Origin of the sequence: Brevundimonas sp. P7753 (assembly GCF_013386595.1) — a bacterium.
In the GTDB taxonomy this organism is placed as follows: domain Bacteria; phylum Pseudomonadota; class Alphaproteobacteria; order Caulobacterales; family Caulobacteraceae; genus Brevundimonas; species Brevundimonas bullata.
In genome coordinates this window covers 1-19,447 of record NZ_JACARP010000056.1, presented here as the reverse complement: position 1 = coordinate 19,447, position 19,447 = coordinate 1, and the positions used below count along the sequence as shown (strand labels likewise).

The window sequence follows — 19,447 nt, the reverse complement described above, 5'->3', positions numbered from 1 at the left end:
AGACCTTGGACAGGATCAGGGTGCCGTTGGTGCCGCCGAACCCAAACGAGTTGGACATGACGTGCTTCAGCTCGCCGTCGTGGCGTTCACGCAGGATTGGCATGCCCTCGAACTCGGGATCGAGGTTCTCGATGTGGGCGCTCTCGGCGGCGAAGCCGTGCTTCATCATCAACAGGCAGTAGATGGCTTCCTGCGCGCCAGCGGCGCCCAGGGAATGGCCCGTCAGCGACTTGGTCGAGGAGATCATCGGCAGGTCGTCGCCGAAGACGTTGCGCACCGCGCCCATCTCCTTGGAGTCGCCGACCGGCGTCGAGGTGCCGTGCGGGTTCAGGTAGTCGATGCGCGGATCGCCGGCCATCTCCAGGGCCAGCTTCATGCAGCGCTCAGCGCCCTCGCCGGAAGGAGCCACCATGTCGTAGCCGTCCGAGTTGGCGGCGTAGCCGGTGACTTCGGCGTAGATGGTCGCGCCGCGCGCCACGGCGCGTTCGTATTCTTCCAGGACAACGATACCCGCGCCGCCGGCGATGACGAAGCCGTCGCGGTCCTTGTCATAGGCGCGGCTGGCCTTGGCGGGCGTCTCGTTGAAGTTGGAGGACATGGCGCCCATGGCGTCGAACATGTTCGACATGGACCAGTCGATGTCCTCGCAACCACCGGCGAAAACCACGTCCTGCTTGCCCCAGGCGATCTGCTCGGCGGCCGCGCCGATGCAGTGGGCCGAGGTCGCGCAGGCCGAGGAGATCGAATAGTTGATGCCCTTCAGCTGGAACCAGGTGGCCAGCACCGCCGACGGGCCGCTGGCCATGGCCTTGGGCACGGCGAAGGGGCCGACGCGCTTGGGCGAGCCCTTCTCGATGGTGGTCTGGGCCGCCTGCAGGATGACCTGGGTCGAGGGGCCGCCCTCGCCGACGATCAGGCCGATGCGCTCGTCCTTGATCTCGTCGGCGCTCAGGCCGCTGTCCTTCAGCGCTTCTTCGAAGGCGATGTGCGCCCAGGCCGTGCCGTTGGCCAGGAAGCGCGCCGCGCGGCGGTCCACCAGCGGCGCCCAGTCTTCGGCGGTCACGCCCAGCGACGGCGGCGCCCAGACCTGTGAGCGGAAGCCGTACTTGGCGTGGTCGGCGGCGTGCTGGACGCCCGACTTGGCTTCGCGCAGGGAGGCTGTGACCTCGTCCTGGCCGGTGCCGATGGAGGAGACGATGCCCAATCCGGTGACGACGACACGCCGCATGGTGTTTCCTATCATTCAGTCTTCAGGCGCCGCGTGAACCGCGGTCTGCGTTAAATGGGGTCAGGCGTCCGCAGCCGCTACCGCGGCCGCGCCGCCGAACAGGCCGACGCGCATGTCGGCGCAGGTGTAGATGACCTCGCCGTCGGCCTCGAGCACGCCGTCGGCGATGCCCATGACCAGCTTGCGGTTGATGACGCGCTTCAGGTGGACCTTGTAGACCACCTTCTTGACGTCCGGCGTCACCTGGCCGGTGAACTTGACCTCGCCCACGCCGAGCGCCCGGCCCTTGCCGGGACCGCCGATCCAGCCGAGGTAGAAGCCGACCAGCTGCCACATGGCGTCCAGGCCCAGGCAGCCCGGCATGACCGGATCGCCGATGAAGTGGCATTGGAAGAACCAGAGGTCCGGGTTGATGTCGAGTTCCGCCTCGACATAGCCCTTGCCGTAGTCGCCGCCGTCGGCGGTGATGGTCGTGATGCGGTCGAACATCAGCATCGGCGGGGCCGGAAGCTGGGCGTTGCCCGGACCGAACAGTTCGCCACGGCCCGAGGCCAGCAGGCCTTCATGATCGAACGACGACGGATATTGGGACTGGCTCAAGGCTGACGCTCCGGTAGTGTTGCGGGCGGGTTACACGACCCGGCGCGCCCGCTCAACTGTTGTGAACTCTGGAACCTGACCGCTCGGTCAGCCTCCAGGTATGATGTTGGCGCGAATATCTGAGCCTAGACGCCAGCGCGTCCAGACCGATTTCGCTCTAGCTGCGCCCCGCGCCGGCGGGCCGGGCGGCGTTGCAAAGGGCGCGTTGCTGGGTTCCGAACACGGCGCGCTCGGGCACCCAGCCGCGGATCTTGCGCGCCCGCACCCGGCACCAGCCCTCTTCGCATTCATCCAGTGAGACGATGGAGCGCGGCGACAGGCGGGCCCGCACCGAGGAGGTGGCGGAGCGGCCCGAATGGATCATGATCTCTTCGGCCGAGCGGTTGAACACGCTGCGACGGCCTGAGGCCACGGTGCGGTGAATCCAGGCGACCGAGCCGTCCGGGTCGCAGATCTTGCGCCATTCCCTGGTCTCGGCGATCACTTGCACGGGCAGGCCCGCGGCGCGGTACTCCCACAGGATCTGGTAGTCGAGGCCCGGCCCCTGGCGGGCGCGAACCTGAGAGGATTTCAGCGTGACCCAGCGCGGTACGTCCAGGCCGGTCGGCGTCGGCCGCCCGTCAGGCATGAGGGCGCCGGCGCCCGCGAAGACGCCCGCTCCGAGGACGGCGGCGATGACGGCGATACGCCGGAAACTTTTGAACCTGACCACAGCTTTGCTAGACACCGGATCGACACGTCCCGTACGGGCGCTTTTGCCCGTCGAAACCCAGGCTCCCTATGTCCGCTCGCAAGCTTAAGGTCGTATTAACCAGACGCCTGCCGGACGCGGTGGAAATACGTCTGCGCGAACTGTTCGACGCCGAGCTGAACCTGACCGACAAGCCCATGTCGCGTGACGACCTGGCCGCCGCCCTGCAGCGCGCCGAGGTCCTGATCCCGACCATCACCGACCATCTGGACGCCGACTTGATCGCGGGGGCGGGCGATCAGCTGAAGATGATCGCCAACTTCGGCGCGGGCGTGGACCATATCGACATCGACGCCGCCGTGGGCCGCGGGATCATCGTCACCAATACGCCGGGCGTTCTGACCGAGGACACGGCCGACCTGACCATGAGCCTGATCCTGGGGGTCAGCCGCCGCATCGTCGAAGGCGCCAATGTCGTCGCCGCCGGTCAGTTCGAGGGCTGGAGCCCAACCTGGATGTGCGGGCGCAAGCTGTGGGGCAAGCGGCTGGGCATCGTCGGCATGGGCCGCATCGGCCAGGCCCTGGCCCGCCGCGCCAAGGCCTTTGGGATGCAGGTCCACTATCACAACCGCAAACCCGTCTCGGACATGATCGCCGAGGAACTGGGGGCTACCTGGTGGGACGATCTGGATCAGATGCTGGCGCGGATGGACGTTATCTCGCTGAACTGCCCGGCCACCAGGGACACGCATCACCTCTTGTCCGCGGAACGCATCGCCCGGCTGCAGCCCCACGCCATCGTCGTCAACACCGCGCGCGGCGAACTGATCGACGAGGCGGCCCTGGTCGAGGCCCTGGATCGCCGCGCCCTGTTCGGCGTCGGCCTAGACGTGTTCGAGCACGAACCGGCGGTGCATCCGGGTCTGATGGGCCGCGCCAACGTCGTCCTGCTGCCCCACCTCGGCTCGGCCACCATCGAGGCCCGTCAGGACATGGGCGACCGCGTCATCGCCAACATCATGACCTACCAGAACGGCCACCGTCCGCCCGACCGCGTCATCCCGGCCATGCTCTAGGCGGGAGCTATCCGCAGACGGGACAGGCCGGGTCGGCGGCGATCTTCACTACCCGGCTGGTTCCGGCCAGGCCGTCGTAGAGCATGAGGCGGGCGGTCAGGGGTTCGCCGGCCCCGGTGATCAGTTTGATCGCCTCCAGCGCCGCCATCGCGCCGATGACGCCGGCCAGGGCGCCGACGACGCCGACGCGGGCGCAGGTCTCGGCGTCGGGCGGGGTTTCGGGCACCAGGCATTGATAGCAGGGCTGGCCGGTGAAGACCCCGACCTGACCGTTCCAACGACCCAGCGCCCCGGACACCAGCGGCACGCCCTTCGCGACGCAGGCGGCGTTGACGGCGAAGCGCGTCTCGAAATCGTCGGTGCCGTCCAGCACCAGGTCGAAGCGCTCGATAATGCCGGGGGCGTTGGCCGGCGTCAGCCGCTCGACGAAGGGCTGGACGGCGACATGGGGATTGAGCGCGGCCAGATGGTCGGCCCCTGCCTCGACCTTGGGCCGATCGGCGTCGGCGGTGGTGAAGATGATCTGTCGTTGCAGGTTGGACAGGGCGATCCTGTCATGGTCGATCAGGCCCAGGGTCCCGACCCCGGCGGCGGCCAGATAGAGGGCGGCGGGCGCCCCAACCCCGCCCAGGCCGACGATCAGCACCCGCGCGCGCTTCAAGGCCTGCTGGCCGGGGCCGCCGATCTCGGACAGCACCAGTTGACGCGCGTAGCGGTCGACTTCCTCGTCGGAGAAGCGGACGGGGGGGAGGGGGGAGGGCGTGTTCACCCTCCGACATCTAGCGTGTCGTCAGGCCAACGTCAGCCCGTGTCGCCATGGATCAGGCCGGTTCCGACAGGCGCCTGGCCGCTGCGGCCAGGACGGCTTCGGCCTTGGCCGGGCTGATGGCGGACAGGTCTTCATCGTTCAGCAGGGCCAGCATGGCCGGCGCGGCCGTGGCGTGGCCCATGGCCCAGTGGCCGAACATACGCGCGGCGATCGGCTGGTCGGACAGCAGGCGAAGATTGACGTGGCGAGGGTCGCGTCGCAGGCGGTCCATCAGGCGATCGACATCCGTCCGCGCGCCCTCGATCGCCTGAAGGAAGCGGCCGTTGTGGCCCAGCAGCACCCCCGTCAGATGGTCTCGACGATTATTGCGTTCGGAAACGCCCAGGATTTCGGCGATGGCCAACAGGCTGGTCCCAGCGGCGCCGACGGCGTCGCTGACATAGATGACGCGGTGCAGGGGCAAGACGGAACTCGAACTGGAGGCGACGCAACTCTAGGTGAAGCGTCCCTTGTCATGGACGAGGTTAACAAACCGCCAGCGGCTGCGGCGCGGCGGCGTCTTGCGAGAGGGCGCAATCCTCGCCATCTGATCGCCATGACCCAGACTTCCAGCTTCCCCGACTGGCACGGCACCACCATCCTGGCGGTGCGCAAGAACGGCCGCACCGTGATCGCCGGCGACGGCCAGGTCTCGATGGGACCGACCATCGTCAAGGGCGCGGCGCGCAAGGTGCGCACCCTGGCCGGCGGCAAGGTTCTGGCCGGTTTCGCCGGGGCCACGGCCGACGCCCTGACCCTGATCGAGCGGCTGGAAGCCAAGCTGGAGCAGTATCCCGACCAGTTGGCCCGCGCCTGCGTTGAACTGGCCAAGGACTGGCGGACCGACCGCTATCTGCGCCGACTGGAGGCCATGCTGCTGGTCGCCGACAAGGACACCATCCTGACGGTGACGGGGGTCGGCGACGTGCTGGAGCCGGAATACGGCGTGGCCGCCGTGGGCTCCGGCGGCAACTACGCCCTCGCTGCCGCCCGCGCTTTGATCGACGAAGACAGCGGGTTGGACGCCGAACAGATCGCTCGCAAGGCGATGAAGATCGCCGCCGAGATCTGCGTCTATACCAATGGGAACCTGACCGTGGAGGCATTGGGAGTGGCGAGTGGCGAGTGACGAGTGGCGAGACCGTCCGGGTTTCGCCGCAGCGCCTGCCGTTCTACCGCTTCGCCTGCCTTCCTCCCTTTCTCGCCACTCATCACTCGTCACTCGGCACTAAAACCATGACCGACCTGTCTCCCCGCGAAATCGTCTCCGAACTGGACCGCTACATCGTCGGCCAGGACGACGCCAAACGCGCCGTGGCCGTGGCCTTGCGCAACCGCTGGCGCCGCAAGCGCGTGCCTGAGGATCTGCGCGACGAGGTCACGCCCAAGAACATCCTGATGATCGGCCCCACGGGGGTCGGCAAGACCGAGATCGCCCGGCGTCTCGCCAAGCTGGCGGGCTCGCCCTTCCTCAAGGTCGAGGCGACCAAGTTCACCGAGGTCGGCTATGTTGGTCGCGACGTGGATCAGATCATGCGCGACCTGGTCGAGAGCGCTCTGGTCATGGTGCGCGACAAGCGCCGCTCGGGCGTCAAGGCGCGGGCTGAGGGCGCGGCCGAGGAGCGCATTCTGGACGCCCTGGTGGGGCCGGGCTCGCAGCCCGCGACGCGCGAGGCCTTCAGGAAGAAGCTGCGCGCCGGGGAACTGGACGACAAGGAGATCGAGATCGCCCTGGCCGACACGACCTCGCCCTTGCAGGGGCTGGACATGGGCGGCGGGGGCGGCAACGTCGGCCTGCTGAACCTGTCGGACCTGCTGGGCAAGATGGGCGGCGGGCGCACCAAGACGGTCAAGCTGACCGTGGCGGAGGCCATGGCTCCGCTGACCACCGAGGAAAGCGACAAGCTGCTCGATCAGGAAAGCCTGACCAAGGAAGCTTTGCTGCTGGCCGAAAACGAGGGCATCGTCTTCCTCGACGAGATCGACAAGGTGGCGGCGCGTCAGGGCGCCTCCGGGGCCGATGTTTCACGTGAAGGCGTGCAGCGCGACCTGCTGCCCCTGATCGAGGGCACGACCGTTTCGACCAAGTACGGGCCGGTGAAGACGGACCACGTCCTGTTCATCGCCTCGGGCGCCTTCCACGTCGCCAAGCCCAGTGACCTGCTGCCGGAACTGCAAGGGCGCCTGCCGATCCGGGTCGAGTTGAAGGCCCTGACCCGCGACGACTTCAAGCGCATCCTGACCGAGCCCGAGGCCAATCTGATCCGTCAGAACCAGGCCCTGTTGGAGACGGAAGGCGTCACCCTGGTCTTCACGGATGATGCAGTCGAGGCCATGGCCGACGCCGCCGTGGCCGCCAACAACACCGTCGAGAACATCGGCGCGCGCCGGCTTCAGACCGTGCTGGAACGGGTTCTGGAGGAGACCAGCTTCAAGGCCTCGGACCTATCCGGCCAGACCTTGACCTTCGATGGCGACAAGGTGCGGGAAAAGGTCGGCGAGCTGGCCAAGAACATCGACCTGAGCCGGTTTATTCTGTGACGGTCTGAGCCTTTCCTCCCCACTTTGTGGGGAGGGGGACCACGCAGTGGTGGAGGGGGCGACACTGACATCGGCCGGTGGGTCGCCCCCTCCGTCACGTCCGCTTCGCGTCCGCGCCACCTCCCCACGAAATGGGGAGGAAAGACGCAAGCGATCAGCCCCGCATCGCCTCGACTGCTTCGACCAGGCGCTCCAGATCGCGCGGCGTCGACAGCCGGTGGTCGCCGCCCTCGATCAGGTCCAGGCGCACATCACCGCCGGTCAGGCGCTCGACCAGTTCGACCTGATGACGCCACGGCACCACGTCGTCGGCGCGCCCTTGCAGCACATGGATCGGCGCCTTGATGTCAATGATCCCGTCCAGCAGCAGCCAGTCGCGCGCCTCCTCGAACATCCGCCGGGTCAGGACGTAGGACCCCAGGCCCTCTTCGGTGATGACCGTCTCGCCCTCGCGCAGGATGGCCTGACGCTCGTGGTCGGCCAGGCCGGGCCACATCAGTTTTTCGGTGAAGTCCTGGGCCGGATTGACCAGGACCACGCCCTTGATCCGCTCAGGCCGCGCCAGGGTCGCCAGCAGGGCGACCCAGCCCCCCATCGACGAGCCGACCGGGATCACCGGGCCTTCGAGGCTGTCGACCAGGGCGACCGCGTCCTCGCGCCAGCGACCGATGGTGGCCTGTCTCCAGTCGCCGGACGACTGGCCGTGGGCGAAATGGTCGTAGCGGACGAACGACCAGCCGCGCTCGCGCGCCGTCTGCTCAAGCGCCAGCGCCTTGGTCCCCTCCATGTCCGAGCGGAAGCCGCCGACCCAGATGACCGTCGTCCCGTCGCCCGCGACCGCCTTGAAGGCCAGGGTCTCGCCGTCGGGACGGTTCAGGATCTGGGTATCGGTCATGGCTTCCTCTCGCGCATCGCTCCCCGGACTGGTAACGAAAAAACCTCAAGGAAGTGAAGGCTGATCCGCGTGTCCGACAATCAGAAAGCACCCGCGTCCGGGCCCCGGGTGCTGTTCGTCAGCCCCAACCGCATCGGCGACAGCGTCATCGCCTCGGGCGTGGTGCGCGAGATCAACCGGCAATGGCCCGGTGCCCGGATTACCGTCGCCGCCGGCGGACCGCCCGCGCCCTTCTTCCGCGCCGCCCCTGGCGTCGAGCGGATCATCGTCGTCAACAAGGGGAAGTGGGCCTCGCACTGGTTTCGTCTGTGGGGCGAAGTGGTGAAGCAGCCCTGGGACGTGGTCATCGACACGCGCGGTTCGGCCGTGGGCTGGCTGATCCGCGCGGGGACGCGGCGCATCTATAATCGCGGCTGGGAGACGGGCGTCCCCAAGGTCGAGGTGGTGTCGCGCCTGATGGGGGCTCCGCACGCGCTGGAGCCTGAACTCTATATCGACGACCGCGCCCGCGCCGAGGCCGCCGCCGTCATCGACCCGCAGCTGGCGGACGGCGCCGGACCGGGGCCGATCCTCGCCCTGGCCCCCATCGCCCACCAGAAGGGCAAGAGCTGGCCCGCCGAGCGCTGGGCGGCCCTGGTTGAAAAGCTGAAGGCCGAGCCGCGTTTCGACGGTTGGCGTTTCATGCTGATCGGCGGTCCTGGCGACCATCCGCCGGCTACGCCGGCCCTGGCGGCGGCGGGTGAACGCGGGATCGACTTTGTCGGCAAGGGCGACATCTTGGCCTCGGCTGCGGCCATCAGCCGTTCGGCGCTCTTCGTCGGCAACGACTCCGGCCTGATGCATGTGGCCGCCGCCGCGGGAACGCCGACGCTGGGCCTGTTCGGGCCGACCGAATGGTGGCTCTACGGCCCGCGCGGTCCGAAGACCCGCACCGTCGCCTCCAATGAAACGCGCGGCCAGTTCGCTCCGATCGAGGACCTGACCGTCGCGGCCGTCTTCGCCGCGACGGTCGGCCTGCATGACGCCTTCATTGGGCAGCCTTCGGACGCCTCGGCGTGAGCGGCGCGCCCCAGGTCCTGTTCGTCACCTCCGACCGGATCGGCGACTGCGTCATGTCCTCGGGCGCGATCCGCGAGATCGGGCGCCAAGCGCCGGGGGCGGAGATCACCGTGGCCTGCGGCCCGACGGCGGCGGCCCTGTTCCGCGCTGCGCCCGGCGTTGTTAAGGTCATCTCCTGGCGCAAGCAGAAGGCGGCGGGTCACTGGCGCGCCCTGTGGCGGGCGACGGTGGGCACGCGGTGGGCCATGGTGGTTGATGTGCGCGGATCGGGCCTAGCTTATCTGCTAAGGGCGGGGGAACGTCGCATCTACAACCGCTCCTGGGAAACAGGCCTGGCCAAGGTCGAAACCTTCTCGCGCATGATGAAGGCCGACGGCGTCATGGAGCCCGAGATCTTCCTCGATGCTCAAGCCCGCGCCGAGGCCGCGGCGATCATCGGCGACGATCGGGCACCCATCCTGGCCATGGCGCCCATTTCGACGGCAGCGGACCGTAGCTGGCCTGCGAATCGCTGGGCGGAACTGGTGGAGCGGCTCAAGGCAGAACCGCGCTTTGACGGATGGCGCTTCATGCTGGTCGGCGGACCGGGCGACCACCCGGCGGCGGCCCCCGCCCTGGCGGCGGCGGGCGAGCGCGGGATCGACTGTGTCGGACGAAGCGACATCCTGGCCTCGGCGGCGGTGATCGCTGGGGCAGCCCTGTTTGTCGGCAACGACTCGGGTCTGATGCATGTGGCGGCGGCGACGGGAACCCCGACCCTGGGCCTCTTTGGGCCCAGCGAGTGGTGGCATAAGGCTCCGTGGGGGGAGAAGGGCTGGGTGCTGGCCTCCAGCCCTGTCCGAGGAGAGTTCAAACCCATTGAGGCGTTGACGGTCGATCACGTCCAGGAAGGGGTGCTGGCGCTGCACGACGCCTACATCGACGCCTCAAACCCCGACCAGCCTTGAATTTCAGGGCTTCAGCCGTCATATTCCCGCCGCCGGGAACGCCGCCCCTCGTCGCGCGCTGATCCCTGCGAGATTATCGCCTGCTCTTCTGACCACATAAGGAAACGACGCCCATTCGCCGTCCCATGCAAGCGCCGCCCGTCAAAGACGGGCCGCCCATCAACCAGGAAATCCGCGCTACACGCGTGCTGCTGATCGACCAACACGGCGAGAAACAGGGCGTCATGCCGCTGTCTTCCGCGCTGGAAGCGGCCGAAGAGGCCGGTCTGGATCTGGTCCAGATCGTCGGCAACGCAGAGACGCCGGTCTGCAAGATCCTGGATTACGGCAAGCATCGTTTCCAGGAGCAAAAGAAGAAGGCCGAGGCGCGCAAGCGCCAGAAGGTCGTCGAGCTCAAGGAAATCAAGCTCCGTCCGAACATCGACACCCATGACTATGAGGTCAAGGCCAAGTCGATGCACCGTTTCTTCGAGGAGGGCGACAAGGTCAAGGTGACCCTACGCTTCCGCGGTCGTGAAATGGCGCACCCGGAACTGGGCATGAAACTGCTCAACAAGGTCCAGGCCGACTTCGACGAGGTCGCCAAGGTCGAATACGCCCCGCGTATGGAAGGCCGCCAGATGATCATGATCCTGGCGCCGCGCTAAGCGCGATCCCCCGCCTATCAGAAAAGCCCCGGCCGAAAGGTCGGGGCTTTTTTCTGGTCTCAACTGGCGCGCGAGGCGCTTCTCGGATACCGCTGATTTTAATCTTGGCGGTTCGGGGGAGCGCGCAAAATGTTGGGTTCACGCACGGCGGCGATTGCGCTTTTCGTTTTCGCAGTCGTCAGCCTGTCGACAAGCGCGGTCAGGGCGCAGACGCCTCCGATAGAGGCCTATGGCGCCGTTCCAGCCATCGACTCCATGACGCTGTCGCCGAGCGGCGAACTGATCGCGCGGATTGAAGTCGTCAATGAAACCCGGGCGCTCGCCGTCACCCGGATCGCTACGGGACAGCATATTTTCGCGGCTTCGATCGGCGACGCCAAGGTGCGCGACCTGAGCTGGATCGGCGAGGGGCGGGTCCTGATCGTCACCTCCCAGACGCAGAGCATTCATGATCTCGGCGTCCCCCGTACAGAATTGTTCTACGGCATGATCCTCGACCTGGAGACGAAAAGCGTCGTCCAGGTTCTCAGGCAGACGCCCGACGTGCTGGCGACGCTCTATGGCCCCGCCTCGGTGCGCAGGACCGCGCAGGGGGAGGCCCTCTTCACGCGGGGCGTCAACGTCATCAACGGACAGATCAATCTGCACAGGATCAATCTGGAGACCGGCCGGGGCCGATCCATAGAGTCCATGGATCGGGACACGGACGACTATGTGCTGGACGCCGATGGCGAGGTGATCGCCATCGCCGAGTACCTCGAGCGCAGCGGGCGGTGGTCCCTGCACCTGCCGAACGGGCGAGGCTTCCGTGAAACCTGGGCGGTGGACGCCTTGGTCGATACCCCCACGATCATCGGCATGGGGCGGAGCCCACGCACGATCGTCGTCAGCGCAGAGCGGCCAGACCTGGCGTCCGCAGAGGCTGAATCGGAGGACGGCTTCTTGCTGTTCGAGGTCAATGTGGACACCGGCGAATGGATACGTCTGCCGTTCGAGCATCACCCTGACTTCCTGGTCCATCACCCGGAAAGCCGCCTGCTGATTGGAGCCGGGCGCACGGAAGAGGATGGCGTTCGTTATGAGTTCAGCGAACCCACGGCGGTACGGCGCTGGAGCGCCATCGAGCGGGCGTTTCCAGGCAAGAGGCCGCGCCTTGTGTCGTGGAGCGACAGCCTGAAGCAGGTTCTTGTCTTTATCGACACCGGAGAATCCGGCCTCTATCGCCTTGTCGACTTTAACACCGGCGTCGCCGATGTGGTCGGCGTCGCCTATCCGACCATCCCCACCGAACAGGTCGGCGTCGTCCGCCCGATCCGCTATGCGGCGGCGGACGGGCTGGAGATCGATGGTTATCTGACCCTGCCGCCAGGCATGGAGACGCCTGCGAACCTGCCTCTGGTGGTTCTGGCCCACGGCGGACCGGCGTCGCGGGACGTCGCCGGTTTCGACTGGTGGGCTCAGGCCCTGGCGTCGCGCGGCTATGCAGTGCTGCAAGCCAACTTCCGGGGCTCCACCGGATACGGGCGTGCCTTCCTCGAGGCCGGCTATGGCGAATGGGGGCGCAAGATGCAGACCGACCTGTCCGACGGCGTCCGCTGGCTGGCCGGTGAGGGGATCATCGACCCTGCCCGCGTCTGCATCGTCGGCGGCAGCTACGGCGGCTATGCGGCCATGGCGGGGCTGACGCTCGATAAGTCGGTCTATCGCTGCGGCGTGTCCGTCAACGGGGTCTCGGATCTACGGCGCATGGTCAAGCAGGAGGCCTGGCGGCTGGGCGAGCAGAATAACCAGACCATCCGCTACTGGAATCGCTTCATGGGCGCCGCGCGGTACAATGATCGGGCGCTGGATGCCCTGTCGCCCGCCCTGCTGGCCGACCAGGTCGACAGTCCCTTGTTGCTGATCCACGGCAAGGACGACACTATCGTCCCGATCGAGCAAAGCCGCCTCATGGCTGCGGCCTTGCGGCGCGCCGGCAAGCCGGTGGAGATGGTCGAACTGCCGGGCGAGGACCACTGGCTGTCGCGCGCCGACACGCGTCTGCAGATGTTGCGTGAAACGGTGCGCTTCCTGGAGGCCCATAATCCGGTCGGCCCGTCGACGCCGGCGCCGACGCCGTGACTCCGCTTGCCTCGCGTCGGGGTTCGGCGTAGAAGCCGCCTCTTCGCGACCGAACAGCCGGGCTAACAGGCATGCCTGGGCCGTTCGTTTCAGCTTCGCACTCCGGGCTCAAGCAGCTCGAAGAGCGATAGCCCACTAAAAAGAGAGAGTGAAAATGCCGAAACTGAAGACGAAGTCTGGCGCCAAGAAGCGCTTCAAATTCACGGCCACTGGCAAGGTGAAGGCCGGCGTTGCGGGCAAGCGTCACCGCTTGATCAGCCACAACTCCAAGTACATCCGCCAGAACCGCGGCACCTCGGTCATGGCCGACGCCGACGCCAAGAAGATCAAATCCTACATGCCGTACGCCTGATCGGCGCGCGCGTTTCGATCTGATCTCTACGTAAGAATTTGAAAGGATAGCGACACATGGCTCGCGTCAAACGGGGCGTAACGTCCCACGCCAAACACAAGAAGGTTCTTAAGCAGGCCAAGGGCTTCTACGGCCGCCGCAAGAACACCATCCGTACGGCCAAGGCCGCCGTCGATCGCGCCGGCCAGTACGCCTACCGCGACCGTCGCAACAAGAAGCGTTCGTTCCGCGCCCTGTGGATTCAGCGCATCAACGCCGCCGCCCGTCTGGAAGGCTTCACCTACTCGCAGTTCATCCACGGCCTGGACAAGGCCGGCATCGTGCTCGACCGTAAGGTCCTGTCGACGATCGCCGCCGACGAAGCCAGCTTTAAGGCCATCGCTGACAAGGTCCGCGCCGCTCTGGCCGCCTAAGTCTTACGACACAGGCGTGCTCAAGCCGCTCGGCTCCGCGAGCCGAGCGCTAGCGTCAAAACAAAAACGCCCGTCCCGGTCGCCGGGGCGGGCGTTTTTCATGGCCAAGCTGACCTTTTGGCCGGGTCGGGCGTTGGAGTGCGACAGCCGGGTCGACTGGCGACACTGGCGGTTCAGGAGGCTTTGCTGATGTCCGTCGCTCGCGTCACCGAAATCACTTCATCCTCGACAGTCAGCTTCGACGACGCTGTCGCCCAGGGCATCGCCCGCGCCGACAAGACCCTGCGCCATGTCGAGGGGGCTTGGGTCCAGGATCAGAAGGTCGTGGTCCGGGACGGCCAGATCGCCGAATACCGGGTCAACATGAAGGTCACTTTCGTCCTCGCGGACTAGACCTGATCGACGCTGAAGGCTTTGCGTGACGGCCGTGTCGGGCTAGACGCTGCGGATCATGACCGATCTCGCCCAGCTAGAACTCGACCTGATCAACGCCATCGGAGCGGCCGAAAGCGTCGCTGCGATCGAAGAGGTGCGCGTCGCCGCCCTCGGCAAGACGGGGGCCGTCTCCGCCCTGCTGAAAGGCATGGGCGCGCTCAGCCCCGATGAACGCCGCGAGCAAGGGCCGATCATCAACGGTCTGCGCGACCGCGTGACCGCCGCCATCGCCGCCAAGAAGGCCGAGCTGGAGGCCGCCGAGCTGGACGCGCGGCTGCTGGCCGAGCGCGTCGATCTGACCCTGCCCAGCCGCCCGCGCCGCAAGGGCGGGGTGCATCCGACCATGCAGGTCATGGACGAGATGATCGCCCTGTTCGCCGAGATGGGCTTCGCCGTGGCCGAGGGCCCGGACATCGAGGACGATTTCCACAACTTCACCGCCCTGAACTTCCCGCCCAAGCACCCGGCCCGGGAAATGCACGACACCTTCTTCCTCAAGCCCGACCCGGAAACGGGCGAGCGCAAGGTGCTGCGCACCCACACCAGCCCGGTGCAGGTGCGCACCATGATGTCGCAGAAGCCGCCGATCCGCATCATCGCCCCGGGCCGCACCTTCCGTAAGGATTCCGACGCCACCCACACGCCGATGTTCCATCAGATCGAGGGGCTGGTGATCGACCGCGACATCCACATGGGTCATCTGAAGACGACGCTGGAAACCTTCATCGCCCGCTTCTTCGAGCTGGACGATGTCAATGCTCGCTTCCGCCCGCACCACTTTCCCTTCACCGAGCCCTCGGCGGAGATGGACATTCGCTGCGACCGCTCGGGCGGCAAGCTGACGCTGAACGAGGGCGACGACTGGCTGGAGATCCTCGGCTGTGGCATGGTTCACCCGAACGTGCTGCGTAACTGCGGCATCGACCCGGACGAGTACCAGGGCTTTGCCTTCGGCATGGGCGTCGACCGCCTGGCCATGCTGAAATACGGCGTCTCCGACCTGCGCCCCATGTTCGAGGCCGATACGCGCTGGCTGGCGCACTACGGCTTCTCCGTCTTCGCCGCGCCCAATCCGGCCAGCGGCCTCAGCTGATTTCTCGAGCTCAAGACATGACTGACACCCAAACCGCCCCCATTACGCTCGAACTGCTCGGCCCCGGCCCGGAGTACAAAAAAGTCAGCGTCTGGTTGCCGCAACTGTTCATGGAGACCAGCCGCACCGGCGTGTTCGCCATTGAGAACCGCACCTTCATCGACTGCCTTATAGAGGGGCCGGCAGTGCTGTTGGCTGTCGAAGGCTGCAACTTCGACGGCTGCAATATGGGCGAAGCCCATGGCGATCCACGCAACCTGATGCTGGCGCCGCAAGGTGCGCAACGGGTCACGGGTCCTATTCCCTTTAAGAACTGCCAGTTCATCAATTGCCGTTTCCTGGGGGTCGGCTTCACCGGCTCAGCCGCCTTCATTGAAACCATGGTCTCGGCCCTGGGCGGAGCGCCCGCATGAAGTTCACGCTTTCCTGGTTGAAAGATCACCTCGAGACCGAGGCCGACGTCCATCAGATCGCCGAGGCGATGACCATGGCCGGTCTGGAGGTAGAGGAGGTCCAGGACCCCGTCGCCGTCCTGGTGCCCTTCACTGTGGCCAGGATCATCTCGACCGCGCGGCACCCCGACGCCGACCGCCTGCAGGTCTGTCAGGTCGAGACCGTGGACGGCCTCAAGGAGATCGTCTGCGGCGCACCGAACGCGCGTGCGGGCCTGACCACCATCTACGCCCCCATCGGCGCCTATGTGCCCGGCCTGGGCGTGACCCTGGTCGAGAAGCCGGTGCGCGGCGTCGTCTCGCACGGCATGCTGTGCTCGGCCTCGGAGCTGGAGCTGGCCGACGAAAGCGACGGCATTCAGGAGCTGCCGCCGGAGATCCCGGTCGGGACCCCGGTCGCCGGTCTGTTCGGCGCCGAGCCGGTCATCGACTTTGAAGTGACGCCGAACCGCCCCGACTGGCTGGGCGTGGCCGGCATCGCCCGCGACCTGGCCGCCGCCAGCGCCGGGACGCTGAAGCATTTCGACATCGCCGTGGTGCGCGGCGCCTTTCCCTCGCCGATCTCGGTGCGGCTGGACGCGCCGGAGATGTGCCCGGTCTTCGCCGGTCGCGTCATTCGCGGCGTCAAGAACGGCCCGTCGCCGGCCTGGCTGCAAAAGCGCCTGACAGCCATCGGCCTGCGCTCGATCAACCGCCTGGTCGATGTCACCAACCTGATCGCCTATGACCGCGCCCGGCCCCTGCACGTCTATGACATGGCCAAGCTGTCGGGGAGCGAGATCGTCGTGCGCGCCGGGCTGACCTCGGCGGAAACCGGCGAGCCCGAGCACCTGATCGCTCTGGACGGCAAGACCTACAGCGTCGCGCAGACCGACTGCGTCATCGCTGATGCTGCGGGCGAGCGCCCCATCGGCCTGGGCGGCGTCATGGGCGGCGAAAGCACCGGCTGCGACGAGACCACGACCGACGTCTTCCTCGAAAGCGCCTGGTTCGAGCCCATCGTCATCGCCCAGACGGGCCGCACCCTGGGCATCCATTCCGACGCCCAGTACCGCTTCGCGCGCGGCGTCGACCCGGTCTCGGTCACGCCGGGTCTGGAGCTGGCCACGCGCCTGATCCTCGACCTGTGCGGCGGCGAGCCGTCCGAGATCATCTTCGTGGGTGAACCGCCCGCCAGCCCGGCGCCCTTCGCCTTCGACCCGGCCCATGTGAAGCGCCTGACCGGCATGGAACTGAGCGACGACCGGATCGGCACCATCCTGGGTCAGCTGGGCTTCCTGATCACCGCCGGCGGCGCCGATCAGGTCGAGCCCTGGACCGTCACCCCGCCGTCCTGGCGTCGCGACGTCGAAGGGCCAGCTGATCTGGTGGAAGAAGTCGCCCGTATCGAGGGCTTCGACGCCCTGCCTAACACGCCCCTGCCCGAGGTCGCCCGCAACGCACGCGGCGTGCTCAGCCCGCGTCAGGCTCGCGTCCGCGTCGCGCGTCGCGCCCTGGCGGCCCTGGGCTACGCCGAGGCCGTGACCTGGTCCTTCACCAAGCAGTCGACCGCTGTCCTGTTCGGGGGCGGCGATGAGCGTCTGGTGCTGGAAAACCCCATCGCTGCCGACCTCGATTGCATGCGACCGTCGATCCTGCCCAACCTGATCCAGGCGGCGGCCCGCAACGCCGCGCGCGGCCACGCCGACGCGGCCCTGTTCGAGGTCGGCCCAATCTATCTGAACGATCAGCCGAACGGTCAGCGCACGGCCATCAGCGGTCTGGTCGCCCCCCATCCCGACCGTCATTGGGGCGGTGCGGGAGAAGACGCCCTGTTCGGCCTCAAGGGCGATCTGTTCGCCCTGCTGGAGGAGATCGGTGCGCCGGTCGCTTCGCTGCAGCTGGCCCAAGGCTTGAACCAGAGCTGGTGGCATCCCGGCCGTTCGGCCCGGCTGCAACTGGGGCCCAAGAACGTCATCGTCGAGTTCGGCGAACTGCACCCCCGCGTGCTCAAGGCCCTGGACGCCGACGGCCCCATGCTGGCCTTCGAGGTCATCCTCGACGCCGTGCCGGAACCGCGCGGAAAAGGCGGCAAGGCTAGGGGCGCGGCGGACCTGCCGAACCTGATGCCGCTGTCGCGCGACTTCGCCTTCCTGATGGATGAGGCCAAGGCTGTGGGCGACCTGACCCGCGCCGTCGCTGGCGCTGACAAGGCCCTGATCGCCGAGGTGCGCGTCTTCGACGTCTATCGCGGCCAAGGCGTGCCGGAGGGCCAGAAGTCGGTCGCCATCGAGGTCGAGATCCAGCCGCGCGCCGCCACCCTGACCGAGGCCGAAATCGAGGCCCTGACGACCAAGGTCGTCGCTGCCGCCGCCAAGGCCGGCGCGGTCCTGCGGAGCTGACAAGAAGCCGGAGCGAAAGCTCCGGTTTCTTTCTTTTTGGGGTCTGCCTCTTCCGTTGGGCTGTTGAGCCCTTCTGACGAAGCTTTGATCGGGTTGGGCGGCGTCGAATACGGCCAAGCAAGGTTCGGTTAACCTTAAAGCCCCAAGGCTGCCGCAAAAGACACGGACGGTAGGTCAAGCCCGCGACGATGGGCGACCCGTCCTCTGTCAGGAGCCTCGACATGCATCGCCGCCAACTGATCCGTTCCAGCCTTGGTCTCGCCGCCGCCGGCGCCCTGCCCGTGGGCCTCGGCGCCTGCGCCTCGACGCGCCAGCCGACCGACCCCAACTATCCGATCGCCTCGGACCAGACGGCCCAGGCCTATACCTTCGAGGAACTGGTCGCCGCCGGGTCGCGCGAGATGGGCATCGCCGCTGAGGCCATGGGCTCGGCCCTCGAGCGCATCTTCGCCGAACAGGGCGACCGCCCGACCGCCTATATCGCCGGCGAGGAAGCCGCCGGAGCGGCCGCCGTGGGCCTGCGTTATGGTCGCGGCGCCTTGCACATGAAGGACCTGTCGGCCTCGCAGGAAGTCTTCTGGCAGGGCATCTCGATCGGCTGGGACGTCGGCGGCAACGCCAGCCGGGTCTTCACCCTGGTCTACGGCCTCTATCACCCCGACATGCTCTATCGCCGCTACCCCGGCGTCGAGGGCTCGGCCTATCTGGTGGCCGGTCTGGGCGTGAACTATCAGCGCGCCGACGGCATCGTCCTGGCCCCCATCCGCACCGGCGTCGGCCTGCGCCTGGGCGCCAACGTCGGCACCATGAGCTACAGCCGCCAGCGGAATCTGCTGCCTTTCTAAGCGCGAAAAGGCGCTAGCGCTCGGCCCGCGGGGCCTCGAGGCTTGAGCGCCCCCGCCTTTCATCGTCATCCCGGAAGCCCGTCAGGGCTATCCGGGACCGCAGGAAGCGCGGGCGTCTTTGGCGGTCCCGGCTCTCCGCTCCGCTACGGCCGGGATGACGAGGAAATGAGCGCGTCTAAGCCCTCGCGCCAGGTCGGGTATTTCGGCCGCCAACCCAGCTCGGCCTTGGCGCGGGCGTTCGAGAGGCGTTTGTTGTCGTTGTAGAAGCGGCGCATGGCATCCGACACGGACGGGTCGTCCAGCGCCACCTCGGGCGGTAGGGGCAGGTTCAGCCGTGTCGCTGCCCCCGCCATCACCACGTCCGCCCGGGCCGGTTCGTCGTCGGCCAGGGTGTAGGCGCGGCCCGGATGCGGGCGAGCCATCGAGGCGAAGAAGGCTGAGACCGCGTCCGCGACATGGATGCGGTTGAACACCTGTCCGGGCTTCTTCACCAGCCGCGCGGTGCCGTCGCGCAGGCGATCCAGCGGCGACCGGCCGGGGCCGTAGATGGCGGGCAGGCGGAAGATCTGCACCGTCAGCCCCATGCCGCGCCCGGCGTCCAGCCAGTCCTGCTCGGCCCGTACGCGCCGCGCGCCCTCGACGCTGGCGGCGTTCAGGTCATCGTCCTCAAAGGCCCAGCCGCCCGCGCGGTCGCCATAGACGGCGGTGGAGGAGACGTAGCCGATCCAGTCGGGATAGGCGCCCGATGCGGTGAGGGCGGGGACCAGGGCCTTCAGTCCGGGGCAGCCGGCGCTGTCGGGCGCGGCGGTGACGAGGATGGCGGAGGCGACGGCCACGGCCGCCTTCAGGGCTTCGGCGTCGGC

Annotated in this window: 21 protein-coding genes; 14 read left to right on the top strand and 7 right to left on the bottom strand. The window is 67.3% G+C overall.

Annotated features, from left to right (window positions below; translation table 11 throughout):
* The 3 genes from fabB to HX774_RS11635 form a co-directional block, all read right to left on the bottom strand.
* On the bottom strand, positions 1-1,228 hold a 1,228-nt coding region (gene fabB / locus HX774_RS11645), incomplete at its 3' end, for a beta-ketoacyl-ACP synthase I (protein WP_178826967.1).
* Between the two features lie 60 nt (positions 1,229-1,288).
* Positions 1,289-1,828 carry a 3-hydroxyacyl-[acyl-carrier-protein] dehydratase FabA gene (gene fabA, locus HX774_RS11640; RefSeq protein ID WP_114817151.1) on the bottom strand — a complete coding sequence of 180 codons (540 nt, stop codon included), beginning with the start codon at positions 1,826-1,828 and terminating at the stop codon, positions 1,289-1,291.
* 157 nt (positions 1,829-1,985) lie between these two features.
* The gene (locus tag HX774_RS11635; protein ID WP_370523492.1) at positions 1,986-2,555 is read right to left on the bottom strand and encodes an SH3 domain-containing protein; all 570 of its coding nucleotides are present in this window, start codon (positions 2,553-2,555) and stop codon (positions 1,986-1,988) included.
* Between the two features lie 53 nt (positions 2,556-2,608).
* Here HX774_RS11635 and HX774_RS11630 point away from each other — a divergent pair, with 53 nt between their 5' ends.
* Positions 2,609-3,595 carry a D-glycerate dehydrogenase gene (locus HX774_RS11630; protein WP_114817150.1) on the top strand — a complete coding sequence of 329 codons (987 nt, stop codon included), beginning with the start codon at positions 2,609-2,611 and terminating at the stop codon, positions 3,593-3,595.
* A 7-nt stretch (positions 3,596-3,602) separates the two neighbouring features.
* Here the strand turns inward: HX774_RS11630 and HX774_RS11625 are convergent, their stop codons facing one another.
* Together HX774_RS11625 and HX774_RS11620 are read right to left on the bottom strand one after the other, a co-directional pair.
* Positions 3,603-4,364 carry a molybdopterin-synthase adenylyltransferase MoeB gene (locus tag HX774_RS11625; protein ID WP_178826965.1) on the bottom strand — a complete coding sequence of 254 codons (762 nt, stop codon included), beginning with the start codon at positions 4,362-4,364 and terminating at the stop codon, positions 3,603-3,605.
* 52 nt (positions 4,365-4,416) lie between these two features.
* Positions 4,417-4,827 (bottom strand): BLUF domain-containing protein, encoded by a 411-nt coding sequence (locus HX774_RS11620; protein WP_178826963.1) that lies wholly within the window; start codon positions 4,825-4,827, stop codon positions 4,417-4,419.
* A 132-nt stretch (positions 4,828-4,959) separates the two neighbouring features.
* Here HX774_RS11620 and hslV point away from each other — a divergent pair, with 132 nt between their 5' ends.
* The gene (gene hslV / locus HX774_RS11615) at positions 4,960-5,532 is read left to right on the top strand and encodes an ATP-dependent protease subunit HslV (protein WP_178826961.1); all 573 of its coding nucleotides are present in this window, start codon (positions 4,960-4,962) and stop codon (positions 5,530-5,532) included.
* A gap of 107 nt (positions 5,533-5,639) precedes the next feature.
* Entirely contained in the window at positions 5,640-6,944 is a 1,305-nt protein-coding gene (gene hslU, locus HX774_RS11610; RefSeq protein WP_178826959.1) for an ATP-dependent protease ATPase subunit HslU, read from the top strand.
* Positions 6,945-7,098: 154 nt separating this feature from the next.
* Here hslU and HX774_RS11605 read toward each other — a convergent pair whose 3' ends face one another.
* Positions 7,099-7,839, bottom strand: a complete 741-nt coding sequence (locus tag HX774_RS11605) for an alpha/beta fold hydrolase (protein ID WP_178826957.1) — start codon at positions 7,837-7,839, stop codon at positions 7,099-7,101.
* 69 nt (positions 7,840-7,908) lie between these two features.
* On the opposite strand from HX774_RS11605, the gene HX774_RS11600 reads away from it, so the two are divergent.
* The 11 genes from HX774_RS11600 (at position 7,909) to HX774_RS11550 (ending at position 18,584) form a co-directional block, all read left to right on the top strand.
* Entirely contained in the window at positions 7,909-8,898 is a 990-nt protein-coding gene (locus HX774_RS11600; RefSeq protein ID WP_178826955.1) for a glycosyltransferase family 9 protein, read from the top strand.
* Complete coding sequence (locus tag HX774_RS11595) at positions 8,895-9,845, top strand: glycosyltransferase family 9 protein (protein WP_370523491.1); 951 nt, start codon at positions 8,895-8,897, stop codon at positions 9,843-9,845. Before HX774_RS11600 ends, HX774_RS11595 begins: the two co-directional genes overlap by 4 nt.
* Before the next feature lie 125 nt (positions 9,846-9,970).
* Positions 9,971-10,492, top strand: coding sequence for a translation initiation factor IF-3 (infC, locus tag HX774_RS11590; protein WP_114817143.1), 522 nt, complete (start codon positions 9,971-9,973; stop codon positions 10,490-10,492).
* 129 nt (positions 10,493-10,621) lie between these two features.
* Entirely contained in the window at positions 10,622-12,613 is a 1,992-nt protein-coding gene (locus HX774_RS11585; protein WP_255500415.1) for a S9 family peptidase, read from the top strand.
* A 154-nt stretch (positions 12,614-12,767) separates the two neighbouring features.
* Complete coding sequence (rpmI, locus tag HX774_RS11580) at positions 12,768-12,965, top strand: 50S ribosomal protein L35 (protein ID WP_003166435.1); 198 nt, start codon at positions 12,768-12,770, stop codon at positions 12,963-12,965.
* 56 nt (positions 12,966-13,021) lie between these two features.
* Positions 13,022-13,378 (top strand): 50S ribosomal protein L20, encoded by a 357-nt coding sequence (rplT, locus tag HX774_RS11575; protein WP_114818141.1) that lies wholly within the window; start codon positions 13,022-13,024, stop codon positions 13,376-13,378.
* Between the two features lie 189 nt (positions 13,379-13,567).
* Positions 13,568-13,771: a dodecin family protein gene (locus tag HX774_RS11570; RefSeq protein WP_178826953.1), complete on the top strand. Its 204-nt coding sequence runs from the start codon at positions 13,568-13,570 to the stop codon at positions 13,769-13,771.
* Between the two features lie 58 nt (positions 13,772-13,829).
* A complete protein-coding gene (gene pheS / locus HX774_RS11565) occupies positions 13,830-14,906 on the top strand; it encodes a phenylalanine--tRNA ligase subunit alpha (protein WP_178826951.1) in 1,077 nt (358 codons plus the stop codon).
* Positions 14,907-14,923: 17 nt separating this feature from the next.
* Positions 14,924-15,319 (top strand): hypothetical protein, encoded by a 396-nt coding sequence (locus HX774_RS11560; protein WP_178826949.1) that lies wholly within the window; start codon positions 14,924-14,926, stop codon positions 15,317-15,319.
* Complete coding sequence (gene pheT / locus HX774_RS11555) at positions 15,316-17,739, top strand: phenylalanine--tRNA ligase subunit beta (protein ID WP_178826947.1); 2,424 nt, start codon at positions 15,316-15,318, stop codon at positions 17,737-17,739. Before HX774_RS11560 ends, pheT begins: the two co-directional genes overlap by 4 nt.
* Positions 17,740-17,960: 221 nt before the next feature.
* A complete protein-coding gene (locus HX774_RS11550) occupies positions 17,961-18,584 on the top strand; it encodes an EipA family protein (RefSeq protein WP_178826945.1) in 624 nt (207 codons plus the stop codon).
* Positions 18,585-18,727: 143 nt separating this feature from the next.
* Here the strand turns inward: HX774_RS11550 and HX774_RS11545 are convergent.
* A partial coding sequence (locus HX774_RS11545) for an SDR family NAD(P)-dependent oxidoreductase (RefSeq protein WP_178826943.1) occupies positions 18,728-19,447 on the bottom strand: 720 nt, incomplete at its 5' end.